Below are 18,519 nucleotides of genomic sequence, written 5' to 3' on the forward strand. Positions count from 1 at the left end.
TGATGACGACGGAGGAGGGCACCAAGAGCGTGGCGACGGCCACCCGGGTGGTGGGCCAGGCGGGCGCTTCCATCCAGGCGCTGGGGGAAATCCTGGCGCAGGCCTCGCTCACCGCGGCGCAGATCGCCGCCTCGGCCAACCAGCAGGCCACGGGCATCGGGCAGATCCGCCAGGCGATGCGGGACGTGAACCAGTCCGCGCAGCAGGCCCTCTCCTCCACCCGGCAGACCGAGCGCGCGGTGCAGGACCTCAACACCATGGGGCTCAAGCTCAAGGGCCTGCTGAGCGAGTTCGGACGCTAGATGGACAGGGACCAGCTGGCACAGGCGCTGATGGCCACGTTCCTCGAGGAGCTCGAGGGGCATATCGCCGCGCTCAACCGCGACCTGCTCGCGTGGGAGAAGGCCTCCAGCCCCGCGCGGGCCGGGGAGCTCATCGCCTCGCTGCTGCGCACGGTGCACAGCGTGAAGGGCGCCTCGCGCGCGGTGAGCCTGACGCTCGTGGAGATGGCCTGCCACGGCCTGGAGGAGGTGGTGAGCACGGTCCGGCGCGACCAGCCCACCCCGCCCGAGGTGTACGAGCTGGGCTTCGCCCTGGCCGACGCGCTGGACGATGCGCGGCAGCGGCTGGCCCTCAAGCAAGACCTGAGCGGCTCGCCCCTGGAGGCGCTGCTGCCCCAGCTCAACGCGGCGGCCCACCCCGCCACGGCCCGCTCCACCCCCAAGACCCCGGCCCCCATCCCGCCCCCCGCCGCCAAGCCCGCCGTGCCCCTGGAGCCGCCGCCCCCGGAGGTTCCCGCCGTGGCGGAGGCCCTGCCCGTGCGGGTGTCCGCGCAGAAGCTCGACGCGCTGCTGGCCCGGAGCGGGGAGCTGCGCGTGGCGAGCCTCCGGCTGGAGGGCCGCGCGGAGATGCTGGAGGCGCTGCGCGAGGAGATGACCCTGCTGCGGCCCCAGCTCCAGGGCCCGGCGGAGGCCACCGCGCGCCGCATGGAGACGCGCCTGGCGCAGCTCGCCCGGGAGCTCGCCGGGGACCGGCTCGCGCTGAACCATGCCGTGGGCGGGCTGGATGAAGAGGTCCGCCGCTCGCGCACCCTGCCCTTCGCGGAGGCGTGTGCGGGCCTGGAGCGCGCCGTGCGGGACGTGGCGCGGGGCGCGGGCAAGCAGGTGCGGCTCGAGGTGGATGGCGGGGCGCTGGAGCTGGACCGCTCCCTGCTCCAGGGGCTGCGCGAGCCGCTGCTCCACCTGGTGCGCAACGCCGTGGCGCACGGGCTGGAGAGCCCCGAGGAGCGGCGCCGCGCGGGCAAGCCCGAGGAGGGCCGCGTCACGCTCGCCGCCCGGCTGTCGGGAGGGCGCGTGCAGGTGTCCGTGGAGGACGATGGGCGGGGGTTGGACCTCGAGGCCGTCCGCGCCCAGGCGCGCGCCCGGGGCTGGGACGTGCCCGATGACGCCTCCGCCGCCCGGCTCATCTTCCAGCCGGGCCTGTCCACCGCCACGCAGGTGACGGCCGTGTCCGGGCGCGGCGTGGGGCTGGACGTGGTGCGCTCCCAGGTGGAGTCGCTCCGGGGCAGCGTGGACGTCATGTTCCGTCCGGCCGAGGGCACGCGCTTCGTGCTGGATGTGCCGCTCACCCTGAGCACCCTGCGCGTGCTGCTGGTGAGCGCCGGCGGCCAGCGCTTCGCCCTCCCCGCCGAGAGCGTGGAGCGGCTGCTGCGGCTGGCCCCCGGCGAGGTGCGCGAGGTGGAGGGCCGGCAGATGTGGCCCGCTGAAGACGCCCTGGTGCCCATCGCCTCGCTGGCCGCGGTGCTGGGGCTCACCGCGGGGGCCCCGCGCGCCCGGCTCTCCGCGGTGGTGCTCACCGCGGGCCACCTGCGCGCCGCGCTGGGCGTGGAGGAAGTTCTCTCCGAGCAGGAGGTGCTCGTGCGCGGCCTGGGGCCCCGCGTGCGCCGCGCCCGCCATGTCTCCGGCACCGCGGTGCTGCCGGATGGGCGCATGGCGCTCCTGCTCCACCCCGCCTCGCTGACGCGCGCCGCCGAGGGGCGCCCCATCGCCCCGCTCTTCCCCACGCTCTCCTTGCGCAAGGCCCGCCAGCGCATCCTGCTCGCGGACGACTCGCCCACCACGCGCGCGCTGGAGCAGAGCCTGCTGGAGGCGGCCGGCTACGAGGTGGTGGCGTGCGCCGATGGCGCCGAGGCGTGGGAGCGGCTGCAGCTCCTGGGCGCCGACGCGCTCGTCTCCGACGTGGAGATGCCGCGCATGGATGGCTTCGCCCTCACCGAGACGGTGCGCACCTCGCCGCGCTTCTCCCGCCTGCCCGTGGTGCTCGTCACCGCGCGCGACCGGCCCGAGGACAAGGCCCGGGGCCTGGAGGCGGGCGCCAGCGCCTACCTGGTGAAGAGTACCTTTGATCAGACCCACTTGCTGGAAACGCTGAGACGCCTGCTATGACCGTCCCCCCCTCATCCAATCCCCTGCGCGTCGTGGTGGCCGAGGACTCGCCCACGGCCCGAAGGCTCCTGGTGGAAATCCTCCGCGCGGACCCTGGCCTCGAAGTGGTGGGCGAGGCCCGGGACGGCCTGGAGGCGGTGGAGCTCGTGCACCGGCTGCGCCCGCAGCTGGTCACCATGGACATCCAGATGCCGCACATGGATGGCCTGGAGGCCACCCGGCGCATCATGACGGAGGTGCCCACCCCCGTGGTGGTCGTCTCCACGCTGGTGGAGCGCGACATCCAGACGTCCATGTCCGCGCTGCGCGCAGGCGCGCTCGCGGTGCTCCAGAAGCTGGTGGGCCCCGAGTCCCCCGACTTCGAGCGCGAGAGCCGCCACCTGCGCGACACCCTGCGCGCCATGTCCGCGGTGAAGGTGGTGCGGCACTGGCCCCAGCGCGCCAGCGTGCCCCCGCCGCGCCCCGCCGTGGCGCCGGGCCCCCGCTCCCGGCCCGCCGTGGTCGCCATCGCCACCTCCACCGGGGGCCCCGCGGCCCTGCACCGCATCTTCTCGGAGCTGCCCGCGGACTTCCCCCTGCCCATCCTGGTGGTGCAGCACATCGCCCTGGGCTTCGCCGAGGGCATGGCCCGGTGGCTGGACTCCGTCACCCCCTTGAAGGTGAAGGTGGCCGAGGATGGCGAGCCCCTCAAGCCGGGCACGGTCTATGTGGCCGCGGATGACCGGCACCTCGGGGTGACGACCGACGGCAGGGCCCAGGTGTCCAACGCGGCGCCGGTGGGCGGCTTCCGCCCCTCGGGCACCTTCCTCTTCCGGGCCACCGCGCGCGCCTACGGCGCCGCCTCCGTGGCGCTCATCCTCACCGGCATGGGGCAGGACGGGCTGGATGGGCTGCGCGAGCTGCGCCAGGGCGGCGGCCGGGTGCTCGCCCAGGACGAGGCCACCTCCGTCGTCTTCGGCATGCCCGGCGTGGTGGTCGCCGCGGGGCTCGCCGAGGCCGTGCTCCCGCTGGACGCCATCGCCGCCCACCTGAAGGAGCTGGCCGCCCCCCCAGCGTGACCGGGCCTCATCTCCAGGGGATGATCCGTCCAGCGGGCGACATCCCCCCACCCCGCAGGGCTGGACAGGCTGGCGGACGGGCCACAAAAAGCTATGTTCTGGAACAAAACAGGCCCGCCTTTCTTCTTGTGTGGGTGACTTCGAGCACGGCAATGAATGAGCAGAGCAATGGGTGGGCGGACGTCTTCAAGGCCCTGCCGACACCTGCCTACCTGCTCGATGATGCAGGGAAAATCCAGGCGTGCAGCGCCTCGGGCGCCCAGGTGCTCGGCCTGGCCCCCAGGGCCCTGACCGGACAGCGCTGGGGCGAGCTCCAGGTGGACCGGGAGACGCTCGCCCGGCTGGAGGCGGAGCGCGCCCGCCTGCTGGTGACGGGCATGCCCTGCACCTTGCAGCTGCCCTGGCCCTCGCCCGAGGGGCTGCGCCTGCATACCTTTCAGTTGGCCCCCGTGACGGGCCCCGGCGGCGCCCTGCGCGTGCTGGTGACCGCGCAGCCCCTGTCCGAGGCGGAGACGGTGTACGCGCGCGCCCTGGAGCTGGAGCAGGCCGCCCGCGCCGAGGTGGAGACCGCCGAGCGCCGCCGCTCCTTCCTGTACCAGGCGATGACGACGCTGTTCGCCCACCCGCCGGATCCGCAGGGCATGTACACGCTGCTGGCGCACCTGGCCGTGCCGGACCTGGCCGACTGGTGCCTGGTGGACGCGCTGGAGCAGGGCAGCTCGGTGTGCCGGAGGGCGGTGGCGTGCCTGGACCCGACGCTGGAGGAGCGCGCCCGCGCCCTGCCCCAGCGCATGGAGCTGCGGCACGACGCGCCCGTGGGGCTGCTGCGCGTGCTGCGCACCGGGGAGTCCGAGCTGGTGCCCGCGGTGACGGACTCGCTCCTGCGCGCCGCGGCCGCCGAGCCGCACCACCCCGCGCTCCTCACCCAGCTCCAGGCCGGCTCCTACATGATCGTCCCGCTGAGGGCGCGGGGCAATTCGCTGGGGGCCGTCACCTTCGTCTCCTCGGGCTCGGGGCGCCGCTATGGCCCGGAGGACCTGGCCCTGGCGGAGGACCTGTGCCAGCGCGCCAGCCTCGCCATCGACAACGCGCGCCTGTTCGGCGAGTCCCGCCGCGCCACGCGCGCCCGCGAGGACCTGCTGGCCGTCGTGTCCCATGACTTGAAGAACCCGCTGGGCGTGGTGCAGCTCGGCTCGGCGCTGCTCCTGCGCGAGCGGCCCAACGTGGCCCGGGACGAGCACGTGCACAAGCACGCCACCCGCATCCGGGACGCCTCGGACCGGGCGCTGCGGCTCATCTCGGACCTGCTCGACTGGGGGCGCCTGGAGGAAGGGCAGCTTCCGCTGGACACGCGCGAGGTGGACACCTCCGCGCTGGTGATGGAGGCGGTGGACAGCATCCGCCCGCTCGCGGAAGCGCATGGGCTCCAGGTGGTGGTGGAGCTGCCCCACGGGCTGCCGCGCGTGCTGTGTGACCGGGGCCGCGTGCTCCAGGTGCTGGGCAACCTCCTGGGCAACGCGGTGAAGTTCACCGAGGCCGGGGGCCGCGTCACCGTGGGCGCCCGGGTGCAGGGCGAAGAGGCCCGGCTCTACGTGCGCGACACCGGCAAGGGCATTCCCCCCGAGCAGCTCGCCTACGTCTTCGACCGCTACTGGCAGGCCAAGGACTCCGTCAGCCGGGGCACCGGGCTGGGGCTGGCCATCGCCAAGGGGCTCGTCCAGGCCCACGGCGGCCGCATCGAGGCGCAGAGCACCCTGGGCGAGGGCAGCACCTTCTCCTTCACCCTGCACACCGTCCCCGCCGCCGACGAGCGCGTTCTCCACTCCTGAGCGGCCCCCGCCTCGGGCGTGACGTCACCGGAGGCGCAACCGGGCCCAAGCAGGCTATCGTGGGGGTTCCCCATGCGTCCCCTGCCCCTGGCCCTCCTCCTCAGCGCGAGCCTGACCGCCCAGGCCAGCCCCAGGGGCCCAGGCCCCACGGCGTACGCGCCTCCTCCCCGCGCCCTGGTGAACGAGCTGCACGCCGAGACAGGCCTGCTCACCGGCGGCTACACCTTCGAGGGCGGGGGGTGGAACGACGTGTACCTGGCCAGCGGCGGCGGCGGCCACTACCTCTTCGGCGGCCTCACCGTGGAGGGCAGCGTGCTGTCACTGCTGCCCCTGGAGCGCAACGGCCCCGGCCCCAGCCTCTCCCTGGCCGTGCGCGTGGGCTACACCGGCGAGCGCTGGAGCGTGGTGGCGGGCCCCGTCCTCCAGGGCGCCCACCGCGCCGAGCCCCTCCTCCAGGTGCTGCCCTCCGTCCGGGGCCTCTATGACGTGGGGCCGGTGCGGCTGGATGCGGGCCTGCTGGACGGCAACGGCATGGTGCCCGCGCACGTGGGCATCTCCTACGGGCCGGTGGGCATCGGCTACGTGCTGCCCCTGGGCGTCCGGGCCCAGGCGCGCATTCCCCTCACCACCCGCGCGGGCCTCCTGGTGAGCGGCCACGCCTTCCGCCTCTTCGGCGCCCACAGCGCCCTGCTCACCGTGGGACTGGTGGGCAACCCTCCCTCCTCCCGCCCGGGAGTCTCCCCATGAGCCACCGCCCCCTGCTGCTCTTGAGCCTCCTTGTGGCCGCGTGCTCGGACAGCTCCCGCTTCGAGCCGGACGCGGCGCGCACCGCCCTCATTGGCACCCAGTTGCCCCGGGGCTTCCTGCTGGGCACCTCCACCTCCTCGCACCAGGTGGAGGGCGGCAACACGAACGACTGGACGCGCTGGGAGCGGGAGCGCTTCCCGGACGGCAGCCCGCATATCAAGGATGAGCGGCCGTCCGGCGAGGCCGCGGACTCGTGGAACCGCTTCGACGCGGATGTGCGCTCCATGCAGGTGCTGGGCGCGAACGCCTACCGCTTCGGGCTGGAGTGGAGCCGGCTGGAGCCCGCCCCGGGCGAGTGGAACGCGGAGGCCGCGGAGCGCTACCGGCAGTGGGCCCGCACGCTGCGCCTGCAGGGCATCACCCCCATGGTGACGCTCTACCACTTCACCCTGCCGCTCTGGGTGTCGGACATGGGCGGGTGGGAGAACCCCGCCACGCTGGAGGCCTTCGAAGCGTACACGGCCCGGGTGGCCGAGGCGCTCGGTGGCGAGGTGGACCTGTGGTGCACGGTGAACGAGCCCAACGTGTACGCCGTGCAGGGCTACCTGGATGGCATCTGGCCCCCAGGCAAGAAGGACACCAAGGCCATGGCCGCGGTGCTCGACCGGCTCATCGAGGCGCACGCCCGCGCCGCGCGCCAGCTCCGCGCCCTGGACACCGTGGACGCGGACGGGGACGGCCATGCCACGCGCATTGGCCTGGCCCACCACGCGCGCCTGTTCCAGGCGGCCTCCGGCTCCCTGGCGGACACGGCCGCCACGGCCCTCACCGACGCCTTCTTCAACAACAGCGTCCCCGAGGCGCTGCGCACCGGCCGCATCCGCCTGTCCGTGCCGGGCTCCACCTCCATTGACCGCGAGGTGGAGGGCCTCAAGGACTCCGTCGACTACTTCGGCCTCAACTACTACACGCGCGACTACATCCGGCAGGACCTGGGCGATGCCGCCCTGGCCCGCCAGTACACCCCGAAGGGCAAGGTGGTGAATGACCTGGGCTGGGAGCTGTACCCCGAGGGGCTCTTCCTCTTCCTCCAGCGCTACGCCGCCCTGGGCGTCCCCATCCTCATTACCGAGAACGGCATGCCGGACCGCTCCGGCGCGCGCCGGCCGCGGTTCCTGCAGACCCACCTGTACGCCGTGGAGGAGGCCCTCGCGGAGGGAGTGAACGTGGGGGGATACTTCCACTGGAGTCTGATCGATAATTTCGAATGGGCGGAAGGGTACGAACCCAAATTCGGTCTTTTTGCGGTGGACCTGGACAGTCCGGACAAGCGCCGTACGGAAACACCCGCGGTGAGAGCATTCCAGGACATCGCGCGCAATCTCGGCCTCACGCCGAACCCCTAGCCTCGCCCTTCGAACCCGCGGTGGTGTATGCCGCACACACGTTGACCTGCCGATAATGTCCGAGCCCCCCACCAAGAAGCGCACCCGGCGCACCGCCGCCCCGGGGAAAACCGCTGACGGCCCAGCGGACTCCCCGTTGTCCTCCTCCCGGGCAGCCGAGGAGCGCGCCCTGGCGCCTCCCCCGGCCCTGCCGGCCGTGGACGGGAGCGGGGCGGACCCGGCGCTGGACGGCGAGCGGCTGCGGCTGTGCATGGAGGCGGCGCGGCTGGGCACGTGGGACTGGCCGCTCGCCGAGGGCCGCATCCGCTGGTCCGACAACATCGCCTCGCTCCTGGGCGGGGTGCCCGGCGGGCCCGGGGACACCTACGAGGCCTTCCTCCAGCGAGTGCTCGCCGAGGACCGCTCGCGCTTTGCCCAGCAGGTGGCCGCCGCGCTGGAGACGCCCTCGGCGTTCGATGCCGAGTTCCGCGTGTACGTGCCCGAGGGGGCCCCCCGGTGGATGCGCGCCCGGGCGCGGGTGTTCGCCGAGCAGGGCCGGGCGGTGCGGATGCTGGGGGTGCTCCAGGACATCAGCCTGGAGAAGAAGGCGGAGGAGGAGTCCCGCCGCGCCACGGACTTCCAGGAGCAGCTGCTGGGCATCGTCAGCCACGACATCCGCAGCCCCCTGGGCGCCATCATCTCCTGGGCGCGCATCATGGCCGCCGGCGGCCCCCCGCCCGAGGAGCAGCAGCGCACCTTCCGGCGCATCACCTCCGCGGCGCTGCGCATCGAGCGGCTCACCCGGCTGCTCCTGGACTTCGCCCGGGCCCAGCTGGGTGGCGGCATCATCCTGGAGCCCCGGCGGGCGGACATGCACGAGCTGCTCCAGCAGGTGTCCCACCAGTTCCGGGTGGCGTACGCGGACCGCTCGCTGGTGTGTGAGAAGGAGGGCGAGGACACCGGCGGCATGTGGGATCCCGACCGGCTGGCGCAGGTGGTCTCCAACCTCCTGGAGAACGCGCTCAAGTACAGCCCGCCGGACACGCCCGTGCGGCTGGCGGCCCGGGCGCGCAAGGAGCACGTGATTCTGGAGGTCCACAACCAGGGCAAGCCCGTGCCCCCCGAGCTGATGCCCCAGCTCTTCGAGCCCTTCCGCAGCGGCCCGCAGGCCTCGCGCACGGCGAAGACGAGCTACGGCCTGGGGCTCTACATCGTCCGGGAAATCGTCCGGGCCCACGGGGGCACCATCGAGGTGCGCTCGGACATCGAGGAGGGCACCACCTTCACCGTGAGCCTGCCCCGCCTGCCCCCCGTGGCCGCGGAGCTGATGCGCAGGCCGGCGCCCGTGGGCCCCGGCTCGAAGAAGGGCTGAGGCGCTTCAGCGCACGGAGCGCGCCAGCAGCGCCGCCATGCCCTCCAGCGGGGCGCTGGCGTAGGACAGGCCCGCCTCCACCACCACGCGGGGCATGCCGTACACCACGCAGGACTCGGGGGACTCGGTGAGCACCCGGCCCCCCGCGGCGTGGATGGCACGCGAGCCGGCCAGCCCATCATCGCCCATGCCGGTGAGCACCACGCCCACCACATCCTTGCTCCAGCCGGCCACCGCGCTCTGGAAGAGCACGTCCACCGAGGGGTGGTGGGGCGTGCCCGCGGGCTCGAGCGACAGCTTCGCCCAGGCGCTGCCGTCCCGGCGGGTGAACGACAGGTGCATGCCCGCCTGGGCGAGCACCGCCCGCCCCGGCTTCAGCTCCACGCCCTCGGCCGCCTCCAGCACCTCCAGCGCGCTCTGCTTGTCGAGCCGCCGCGCCAGCGCCTCCGTGTAGCCCGCGGGAATGTGCAGCGCGAGCGCCAGCGGCACGGGAAAGTCCCCCGGCAGCGCCGCCAGGAGCCGCCCCAGCGCCGCGGGGCCCCCCGTGGAGGTGCCCACCACCACCAGCTTGTGGGAGGTGCTGGGCGAGGGCTGTACCCGGGGCTTCACCACCGGGCGCTCCTCCACGCCCGGGCGCACCTGGGCGCTCGCCGCCGTGAGCACCTTGGCCACCAGCTCCTCGCCCATCTCGTAGAGGCGCTCGGTGGCGAGCGCCGTGGGCTTGTGCACCAGCTCTACCGCGCCCTCCTGGAGCGCGCACACCGCCAGCTCGCTGTCCTCCTCCGCGGTGCTCACCACCACCACGCGCGGCGGCGAGGGCAGGGAGGCCAGGGCCTTGAGCACCCCCAGCCCGTCCAGGTGCGGCATCATCAAGTCCAGGGTGATGACGTCCGGGCGCAGCTCGGAAATCTTCTCCAGCGCATCCAGCCCATCCCGCGCGGTGTCCAGCACCTGTATGCCCCGCGCGGAGGAGAGCACCTGCCGCAACACCTTGCGCGCGAACGCCGAGTCATCCACCACCAGCACCCGAACCGGCGACTGCATCAAGGGCTCTCCTTCGGCCGCACGTAGAAAAAGGCCCCGCGCCGCTCCTCGCACAGCAGCGCGGTGCCAAAGCGCATCAGGGACTCGGAGGTGCCCACCAGCAGGGGCCCTCCGGGGACGAGCACCCCGGTGAGGGAGTCCACCACCCGGCGCGCCACCTCGTCCTGGAAGTAGATGAGCACGTTGCGGCAGAGGACAGCGTCGAAGGGGCCCATGGCCGAGATGGTCTCCGCGTCCACCAGGTTCACCCGGCGCCACTCCACCGCGGCAACCAGCTCCTGGCGCACGCGCGGCCGCCCTTCCACGATGTCCAGGTAGCGGCCCTCGATGCCCGGGGGCAGCGCCCGCATCGAGCGCAGGTTGTACTCGCCGCGCCGGGCCCGGTCGAGCACCCGCGGGCTCAGGTCGCTCGCCACCAGGCGCACGTCCTTCAGCACGCCCCGCTCCGCCAGCATCATCGCCAGCGTCAGCGGCTCCTCGCCGGTGGAGCACGCCGCGCACCACACCCGGGGCTTTTGCCCCTGGCGCACCGCGGGCACCAGCACCTCCTCCACCAGCGCCTCCAGCGGCAGCGCGTCCCGGAAGAAGTACGTCTCGTGCACCAGCAGCGCGTCCACGAGCGAATCCAGCGCCGCGGGGCCCGCCGGGTCGTAGCGGAGGAAGTAGTAGTAGTCGAGCAACGACTCGAAGCCCGCCTCCAGCGCCCGGGAGGACACCTTGTCCGCCAGCAGCTCCCGGTCTTCCGGCCCATAGTGAAGCCCCGCCCGCTGCTCGATGAGCGCGGAGAGAATGGCGAAGACGGGCGGCGTGAGTGCCAACGAGGCCATTAGCGGCTCAGTGCCTGCAAACACGCCTGTCGGACCTCGGGGTCCGGATCATGGGCGGAGGACTCCTGGAGCGCATCGCGCGCCTCCACCGTGCTCATGGCCCCCACGGCCGCGGCCGCCGCCCGGCGCCCCGCCGGACTGCTGGCGGTGAGCGCGCCCAGCAGGGCCGCGCGTGCGTCCGCGCGCTGCATGCGGGCCAGGGCCGCCACCAGCAGCGGGGCCTGGTGCTCATCGGCCGTCTCCAGCGCCGCGAGCAGCCCCGGAATGCGCCCCTCGGTCATCAGGGACAGGGCGTTCACCACCCGCTCGCGAAGGGAGACCTCCCCCAGCAGGGAGACGAGGGCCTGGGTGGCAGGCATGCCCGGACGGGTGGCCAGGAAGCCCACCGCCGCGTTGCGCACGCTCTCGTCCGTGTCCGTCGCCGCCCGCATCAGCACGGACACCGTCTCCGGCGTGTCATACTCGGCCACGGCGGACAGGGCCACCAGGCGCGTGGCGGGGTCCTCCGCCTGGACGGCATCCCTCAGCACCGGCAGCGCATCGGGGCGCTTGGACACGCCCAACCCCAAGAGCGCCGCCCGGCGCACATCCGAGTCCCCCGAGACGGCCGCGCGCTGCAGGGCCTTCAGGGCACTCTCGGTGTGCAGGTGGGCCAGCGCGTCCACCACCGCCACGCGCACCTGGCCCGCCTCGTCGTCCGCCAGCGCGACGATGGCGTCCGCGGCGGCCTCCTCGTTGAGCTTTCCGAGCGACTGGCACGCGTAGTAGCGCACCCACGGATCCTTGTCGCCGAGCCCTCCCAGCAAGCAGGACGTCACCCGGGCTTCCTTCTCCGTCTGCCCCAGGGCCCGCATGGCCGCCGCGCGCGTGCGCTCCGAGTCGTGGCGCGACGCCTCCAGCAGCGCATCCACCGCGCGCGGATCATCGATGAAGGGCAGGCCGTAGATGGCCGCGTCCCGCAGCCGCTCGTCCGTCTCGCGCATGGCGTGCAGGAGCACGTCCAGGCCGCTCGAGTAGCCGAAGTAGGAGATGATGCGCAGCGAGGCGCGGCGCTTGCGCATGTCCGAGGAGCGCGCCGCCTCGAGCGCCAGCGTCTCGGTCTCCTCGCTGCCCAGGGACTGGATGGCGCCCACCGCCGCCTGCATCACCCGCGGGTCCTCGTCCGCCAGGCGCTCGAAGAGGTAGCGCACCGCGCCCGGCTCGCCCAGGCGCGAGAGGGTGTCGGCCGCGAGCACCCGCACCGAGGCGTCCTCGTCCTCCAGGCACAGCACCACGTCGGGCACCGCCGACGAGCGCCGGTGCACCAGGGGCAACAGGAGCAGGCGCCGGGCGCTGTCCCCGGTGCGCAGGGCCTGGAGCAGCGGGGCATCCGCCTCGGGGCCCATCTCCTGGAGGGCGCTCGCCGCGGCGCGGGCCACGGAGGGCTCCGCATCCAGCATGGCCAGCAGGCCCGTGGCGGCTTCCGAGCCGCCCGCCCACCCCATCAGCCGCGACAGCGCCGCCTTCTCCGTCGCGTCCGCGCCCGTGAGGCACCGGGAGAGCTTGCGCCCCAGCTCCCCCAGCTCCGGCCGCGCGCGCAGCGCCGAGCGCACCAGCCGCACGCCGCCAAAGCGCTGCACCTGCGCATCGTGAATCTCCACCAGCGCCACCGCCGCCACGCGCGTCACCGAGTCCGTGCCCCGCTGCAGCAGCCCCACCAGCGAGGGCACCGCGGCCTCCTGGCCCGTACGGCCCAGGGCCCGGGCCGCCTCGGCCATGTAGAAGGGGTCCGCCAGGAGCCCCAGCAGCGCGGGCACCACGGACGGGTCCCCCGAGCGGCCCAGCACGTCGATGGCGGGGAAGATGCGGAAGAAGTTGCCGCTCTCCAGCGCCGCGAGCAGCGCATCCACCGCCTCGCCGCCGCCGATGCGGCCCAGCGCCTCGATGGCGGCCACCGCCACGTTGTCGTCCGCGTGCACCGTCAGCTTCGCCAGCAGGGGCACCGCGCGCCGGCTGCGGCGCCGGCCCAGCACCTGGGCGGCATCGCAGATGACGGCGGGGTTGGGGTCTTCCCCCAGCGCGATGACGGGCTCGTCCACCTCGCCGGTGGAGGCCACCAGCGCGTCCACGGCGGCGGCCAGCTGGGCCTCGCTGCCGCGCGCCTCGCTCAAGAGCCGGCACAGGGGCTCCACCGCGGGGGTGCCCAGGCGCGCCAGCGCGCCCACGATGGCCCGGCGCACCGCCCAGCTCGAGGTGTCCAGGTCTCTGAGGAGCACCTCCAGGCTGGCGGCGCCCCGGCGCGCGAGCGCCTCGACCGCCTCCACCCGGGCACGGTCCTCGCTCGACAGGGACAGGGGATGACCGGCGGACCTCACGGCTGCGGCTCCGTCGCGCGCGCGGGCTTCCCATCGGGCGGCCTCGCGCTGCCGAGCATCCCGCTCAGCTGGAAGAGCTGCTCGGCCTGCTGCCCGTGCAGCTTCGAGAGCGCGGAGAGCCGGCCCGTCACCTCCTTCACCTCGGCCGCGGTGGTGGCCGTGCTCCGGGCCTGCTGCGCCGAGGTGGTGGCGATCTCCCGCGCCCGGACGCGCATCTCCTCCACGGCCCGGGAAATCTGTTCGCTCATGACCGCCTGCTCCGCCGTGGCGCGCGCCACCGCCGCCACCCCGGTGGCCTGCTGGGTGGCCGACTGCGTGAGAGCCGCCAGCGCCTCGGCCTGCTCATCCAGCGCGCGCGAGGTCTGCCGGGCCACCCGGCGGACCTCCTCCCCGTTGCGCGTCAGGGAGCCCAGCGCCTGGGTCTGCTCGTCCGCGGCGCGCGTCAGCTCCGCGGCCAGCTTCGCCACCTGGCGCGCCGCCGTCTCGCTCTGCTTCACCGCGCGGCCCTGCTCGGCCACGGCCTTGGTGGACTGCGACACCTGCTTGCGCGTGTCGTCCATGGCCTTGGCCACCTCGGAGGCCCCCTTGGACTGCTCCGCGAGCGCCGCCAGGGTGCGCTGGATGGCGGAGGACACCTCCTGGGCCAGCGTGCTCACCCCGGACACCTCCTTGCCCTGCCCCACCACCGCGGTGCTCACCTGCTGCACCAGCGAGCGCATCTGGGTGGCCGTCTTCGCCAGCTCCCCGGCCGCGACGGACTGCTCCTGCACCGCGCGGGAGACCTGGGCGGCGGACTCGGCGAGCTGGCTGTTGGTGCGCACCGCGTCGCGCAGCGCGCGCGCCTGCTCGCCCGTGGCCTGGGTGGTCTGCTTGGCCATGCGCCGCATCTCGGAGGCCCCCTTGGCCAGGGCCTGCGCCGCCTCGGCCTGCTCCGCGGCCGAGGCGGCGATGAGCCGGCCCTGCTCGCTCACCCGGGCGGTGGCCTGCGCGAGCGCCTGCACCGCCTGGGCCTGCTCGGAGGTGTCCCGCGCCACCTCGCGCACCGCCCCGCCCAGCTCGTCCACGCCCTTGAGGATGGTGGAGAGCGCCCGCTCGGCGTCCGCCGCCAGCGAGGCGCCCTCGTCGGCCGCGCGCACGCCCTCGCCGGTGGCCACCACCGCCTCGCGGGCGCTGTTTTGCAGGCCCCGGACAATCTTGGCCACGTCCGAGCTGGCCGCCGCCGCCCGGTCCGCCAGGGCGCGGATCTCCTCGGCCACCACCGCGAAGCCGCGCCCGTGCTCCCCGGCACGCGCCGCCTCGATGCTGGCGTTGAGCGACAACAGGTTGGTGCGGTCGGCGATGAGGTTGATGGTCTGGACGATGTCGCCAATCTCCTCGGCGCGCCGGCCCATTTCCTTCATCACCCCGGAGGACTCGGTGATGGACTGCCGGATGCGGCCAAAGCCGGCGATGGAGCGGGCCACGGTGGCGCCGCCCTCCCGCGCGGTGGCGCTCACCCGGTCCCCATGCGCCCGCGCCTCTTCCGAGCGCTGGGCGATGCGCCGCATGGAGGTCTCCAGTTGGCTGGAGGAGGCGGCGCTGGTGGCCGCCAGGGTGTTGATCTGCTCGGCGCCGCGGGCCACCACCTGGGAGGAGCGGGCCATCTGCTCGATGGTGGCGGCGTTGGCCTCCACGGTGGCCGCGTTCTTCTCGGCCGTCGCGGCGACCTCCTCCACGCTGGCGGCCACCTCGGTCACCGTCGAGGCGGTGGTGGCGGAGGCCGTCTCCAGCGTGCGGGCGCTCTCGGCCACCGCGCGCACGGAGCGCGCCAGCTCCTCGGTGGTGGAGGCCGTCTCCTCCACGCTGGCGGCCATGCTGGTGGCATCCCGCGCGAGGTTGCCCAACGTCTGGCCAATGCCCGTCACGGCCCTGGACACGGTGGAGATGCGCTCGCCCACCCCTTGCGCGTCCGCGGACAGCCGGGCGAGCCCCTTGGACATCTCCTCCACGGTGGCGGCCACTTCATCGGTGGCCGCGGCGCTCGACTGGTTGCGCCCCACCAGGTCCGACACCGTGGCGCTCATCTCCGTCATGGAGGCCAGCAGCTCCTCGCTGGAGGCGGCGAGTTCCTCCGCGTTGGCGCCCACCCCCTTCACCGAGCGGGCCGTCTCCTCCAGGGTGGCCGCCGTGGTCTCCGCGGACGAGGCCAGCGCGGAGGCATCCTTGCGCACACCGCCGATGGAGGCCGTCAGCTCCTGCATCGCCCCGGCGGTCTGCTCGGCCTCCTGCTGCACGCCCTTGGCGGAGTCGCTGACGGCGCGCTGCGAGCGCAGCAGCTCCTGGACCGAGGCGCCCGTCTGCTCCACGCTGCTGGCCACCGACTCGATGGCGATGCGCACCTGGTCGCTGGCGGCTGCCTGCTCGTTGCCGCTGGACGCCAGGCGCGAGGCGAAGTGCTCCACCTCTTGGAGGGCCCCCGTGCCCTCGCGCACAGCGCCCGCCACGGTCTCGGCGAGCGCCCGAGCGGCCTCCAGCACAGGCACTCCGTTCACACCCTTGGCCTTCATTGAGACGTCTCCTCCCCGATGACCCGGGGGAAATCGATGAGCATCACCAGCCGCTGCCCGACCTGGGCCACGGCCTTGACGTAACCCTTGGCCTGCTCGGCGACCATCGGGGGCGGCGGCTGGAGCTGGCTGGGCTCCAGCTTCACCACCTCGCGCGCGCTGTCCACCAGCAGCCCCACAACGCGCGTGCCGAGCTGGCCCACCACCACGCGCGAATCCAACGTCCGCTCCGCCGGCGGCATGCCGAAGCGCGACCGCGCGTCCACCACCGGTACCACCCGGCCCCGCACCTGCACCAGCCCCGCTACGTGCGGGGGAGCCCCCGGCACGGGGGTGGCCCCGGTGTAGGACTCCATCTGCAGCACCTCGGAGGCGGAGATGATGTACTCCGCCCCTGCGACCTTGAACACCACGTGCAGCGCGCTCATGCCAGGGCCTCCCGGGCCAGCCGGTCCGAGCGGGGGCCACTGCCAAGCTTCGTTGCGCCCAGGGCGGGCAAGTCCAGCACCAGCGTGGGCTGTCCGTCTCCCAGATCCGTGGCACCTGCCACGCCGGGCACCCGCACCAGCGGGTCCTCCAAGGGCCGCAGGACAATCTCCTGCTGCCCCAGCAGCCGGTCCACGGCGAAGGCCACCGGCAGGCCGCGCTGCTGGACGACGAAGGCCTTGGGCGCGAACCCGTCACGCCCGCCCTCCCGGCGCAGCAGCTGCGCCAGGTGAACCAGCGGCACGGCCACACCCCGGCGGTCCACCAGGGCGGCGCCCCCTTGCGCCTCACCCGGGGGGTGGACGATGCGGGCGGGGTCCACCTCGATGATCTCCTCCACCGTGCTCACGGCCACCGCGTAGCGCAGGGTGGCGCACTCGAAGATGAAGGCATCCACGATGGTGATGGTGAGGGGCACGGACAGGGTGAACGTGGTGCCCTGGCCCGGATGCGTCTCCAGGCGCAGCGCGCCGCCGAGCTGCTCGACGACGATGCGCTTGACGATGTCCATGCCCATGCCCCGGCCGCTCGTGGCGTCCGCGGCCTGCCGGGTGGACAGGCCCGGACGGCACAGCAGCTCCAGCAGCTCCGTCCCGGAGGCGGGCACCGGCACCCCGGCGCGCGCGGCCACGGCGGCGGCATCCACGCCCCGGCCATCGTCGCTCAAGGACAGCTCCAGCCGTCCGCTGACGCGCGTGTGGCAGCCCAGGCGCAGCACGCCCTCCTCGGGCTTGCCGGCGGCGAGGCGCTCCGCGGGGGCTTCGATGGCGTGGTCCACGGCGTTGCGCACCAGGTGGACGAGCGCGGGGAGGATGCGGTCGGCCACCGCCTTGTCCAGCTCCGCCTCGCCCACGTCCAGCTCCAGCCGGACCTGCTTGCCGGTGCTGCGGCGCAGGCCGCGCACCAGCAGCGGCAGGCGCTCCAGCACCTCGCGCAAGCGCACCATGCGCAGGTGGAGAATCGAGGCGCGCAAGTCGCGCAGCAGCCGCGCGTTCTCCTGAAGCACCTGCTGCAGCTCCCGCGTGGGCGCCCCCGCCGCCGAGAGGTCCGCCACCGCCCGCGTCAGCTTCGAGCGGTTGACGACGAGCGCGGCCACCCGCTCCAGCGCATCATCCAGGCGCGGCACCTCCACGCGCAGGCTCCCGCTGCCCCGGCGAGGTTCCTCGAAGGACAGGTCCTCCTCGAGCGGCAGCCCCGGGACGGCGGCCGTCACCGGGGCCAGGAGCGGCACCGGGGTGGGCGCCGGCCGCGGGGCCGCGGGCGCGGGGGCCGTCAGCGGGCGCAGCGTCGCGGGGGGCCCTCCGAGGGCCTCGATCAGCGCCGCGTCCTCCGCGTCCGTGAGCACGAGCAGCACGAAGGTGAGGTTGCCGCCCCCGGGCGTGGGGCCCGACACGGGCATCACCTTGACGAGCTCCGCGAGGCGGCCCGTCCGCTCCCGCACGGAGTTGATGGTGAGCCCCTGGGCGGAGCGCTCCGCGGAGGGAATGTAGTCCAGCCGGAGCGCCCGGCGGCCCGCGGCCACACCGGCGGCGAGCTGGGCCTGCTCGGCGGAGGAGAGCTTCTGGGCCAGTGCGGGCTCCAGCGCCAGGGTGGCCGGCTGCGGCTGGGCGCGGCGCTCGGCGGCGGACTCCAGCCCCTGCAAGCGCTCCAGGAGCTCCGGGGGCGCCCCCTGCACGGGCTTGCGATCCGAGAGCTGGCGCACCCGCTGCTCGATGGCGCTCAGCCCCTCCATCAGCAGCTCCAGGCTGGGCTCGGCCAGCTCACCCCCGGACTGGTCCGCGTGGCGCAGGGCGGCCTCCATCCAGTGGGAGATGGCGACGATGGGCTCCACGTCGATCATCGCCGACAGGCCCTTGATGGTGTGCAGGGCCCGGAACAGGTCTCGCACGAGCCGGGGCCGGGAGGAGCCCTGCCGGGCCGCCGCCTCCAGCGCGAGCAAGTGGGCGCGGGCAGCGCTCAGCAGCTCTTCGACTTCGGACAGATAGGCAGGCAGGAAGTCTGCCAGGTCCACACTCACCCGCGTCCCCCGGTGAGCAGTCCTTGGACCTCGGCCAGGATGGCCGCCGGAGTGAAAGGTTTGGTCATGAAACGGTCGGCCCCCGCGGCGAGCGCCTTGGTGCGCGACTCCTCGTCGCCGCGGGTGGTGACCATGACGATGGGCAGGTGGCGCAGCGTGTCCTGGCCCCGCACGAACTCGACGACTTCGATGCCGCCGATGTCCGGCATGTTCAGGTCCAGGACGATGAGATCGTACGGCTTGAGCGTCAGCCGCTCGATGGCCTCGAGCCCGCTGGAGGCATGGGTGAACCCGAGCCCGGACATCGGACGCAGACAGGCCACCACCATGTCCCTCATCACCTTGCTGTCATCAACGACGAGCACCTCAGGCATGGACGTCCTCTGGAAACGGCCCAGGACCCTAGAGGG

13 protein-coding genes and 1 pseudogene are annotated in these 18,519 nt (G+C 73.8%); 7 read left to right on the plus strand and 7 right to left on the minus strand.

Going from position 1 to position 18,519, the window contains the following annotated elements; genetic code table 11:
* The 7 genes and pseudogenes from KY661_RS18785 to KY661_RS18815 all read left to right on the plus strand — a co-directional run.
* Positions 1-302 (plus strand): annotated as a pseudogene (locus KY661_RS18785) (methyl-accepting chemotaxis protein); the annotation flags it as partial.
* Positions 303-2,444 carry a hybrid sensor histidine kinase/response regulator gene (locus KY661_RS18790; protein ID WP_225411507.1) on the plus strand — a complete coding sequence of 714 codons (2,142 nt, stop codon included), beginning with the start codon at positions 303-305 and terminating at the stop codon, positions 2,442-2,444.
* Positions 2,441-3,502 carry a chemotaxis-specific protein-glutamate methyltransferase CheB gene (gene cheB / locus KY661_RS18795; RefSeq protein ID WP_225411508.1) on the plus strand — a complete coding sequence of 354 codons (1,062 nt, stop codon included), beginning with the start codon at positions 2,441-2,443 and terminating at the stop codon, positions 3,500-3,502. Before KY661_RS18790 ends, cheB (KY661_RS18795) begins: the two co-directional genes overlap by 4 nt.
* Positions 3,503-3,654: 152 nt before the next feature.
* Complete coding sequence (locus KY661_RS18800; protein WP_225411509.1) at positions 3,655-5,331, plus strand: sensor histidine kinase; 1,677 nt, start codon at positions 3,655-3,657, stop codon at positions 5,329-5,331.
* A gap of 72 nt (positions 5,332-5,403) precedes the next feature.
* Positions 5,404-6,078, plus strand: coding sequence for a hypothetical protein (locus KY661_RS18805; RefSeq protein ID WP_225411510.1), 675 nt, complete (start codon positions 5,404-5,406; stop codon positions 6,076-6,078).
* The gene (locus KY661_RS18810) at positions 6,075-7,484 is read left to right on the plus strand and encodes a glycoside hydrolase family 1 protein (RefSeq protein WP_225411511.1); all 1,410 of its coding nucleotides are present in this window, start codon (positions 6,075-6,077) and stop codon (positions 7,482-7,484) included. The genes KY661_RS18805 and KY661_RS18810 overlap by 4 nt, the downstream gene beginning before the upstream one ends.
* Before the next feature lie 55 nt (positions 7,485-7,539).
* A complete protein-coding gene (locus KY661_RS18815) occupies positions 7,540-8,835 on the plus strand; it encodes a sensor histidine kinase (protein ID WP_225411512.1) in 1,296 nt (431 codons plus the stop codon).
* Between the two features lie 6 nt (positions 8,836-8,841).
* Here the strand turns inward: KY661_RS18815 and cheB (KY661_RS18820) are convergent, their stop codons facing one another.
* The 7 genes from cheB (KY661_RS18820) to KY661_RS18850 are packed head-to-tail and all read right to left on the minus strand — an operon-like array spanning position 8,842 to position 18,483.
* Entirely contained in the window at positions 8,842-9,879 is a 1,038-nt protein-coding gene (gene cheB, locus KY661_RS18820; RefSeq protein ID WP_225411513.1) for a chemotaxis-specific protein-glutamate methyltransferase CheB, read from the minus strand.
* The gene (locus tag KY661_RS18825) at positions 9,879-10,706 is read right to left on the minus strand and encodes a CheR family methyltransferase (protein WP_225411514.1); all 828 of its coding nucleotides are present in this window, start codon (positions 10,704-10,706) and stop codon (positions 9,879-9,881) included. Before KY661_RS18825 ends, cheB (KY661_RS18820) begins: the two co-directional genes overlap by 1 nt.
* Entirely contained in the window at positions 10,706-13,060 is a 2,355-nt protein-coding gene (locus KY661_RS18830; protein ID WP_225411515.1) for a HEAT repeat domain-containing protein, read from the minus strand. The genes KY661_RS18825 and KY661_RS18830 overlap by 1 nt, the downstream gene beginning before the upstream one ends.
* Positions 13,057-15,606, minus strand: coding sequence for a methyl-accepting chemotaxis protein (locus KY661_RS18835; protein ID WP_225411516.1), 2,550 nt, complete (start codon positions 15,604-15,606; stop codon positions 13,057-13,059). The genes KY661_RS18830 and KY661_RS18835 overlap by 4 nt, the downstream gene beginning before the upstream one ends.
* The gene (locus KY661_RS18840; protein WP_075009203.1) at positions 15,603-16,034 is read right to left on the minus strand and encodes a chemotaxis protein CheW; all 432 of its coding nucleotides are present in this window, start codon (positions 16,032-16,034) and stop codon (positions 15,603-15,605) included. Before KY661_RS18840 ends, KY661_RS18835 begins: the two co-directional genes overlap by 4 nt.
* Positions 16,031-18,103 carry a chemotaxis protein CheA gene (locus KY661_RS18845; protein ID WP_225411517.1) on the minus strand — a complete coding sequence of 691 codons (2,073 nt, stop codon included), beginning with the start codon at positions 18,101-18,103 and terminating at the stop codon, positions 16,031-16,033. Before KY661_RS18845 ends, KY661_RS18840 begins: the two co-directional genes overlap by 4 nt.
* A gap of 2 nt (positions 18,104-18,105) precedes the next feature.
* Positions 18,106-18,483, minus strand: coding sequence for a response regulator (locus KY661_RS18850; protein ID WP_225411518.1), 378 nt, complete (start codon positions 18,481-18,483; stop codon positions 18,106-18,108).
* Positions 18,484-18,519 lie beyond the last annotated feature (36 nt).

This window comes from Allostigmatella hybrida (assembly GCF_020103775.1).
Lineage (GTDB): Bacteria > Myxococcota > Myxococcia > Myxococcales > Myxococcaceae > Hyalangium > Hyalangium aurantiaca.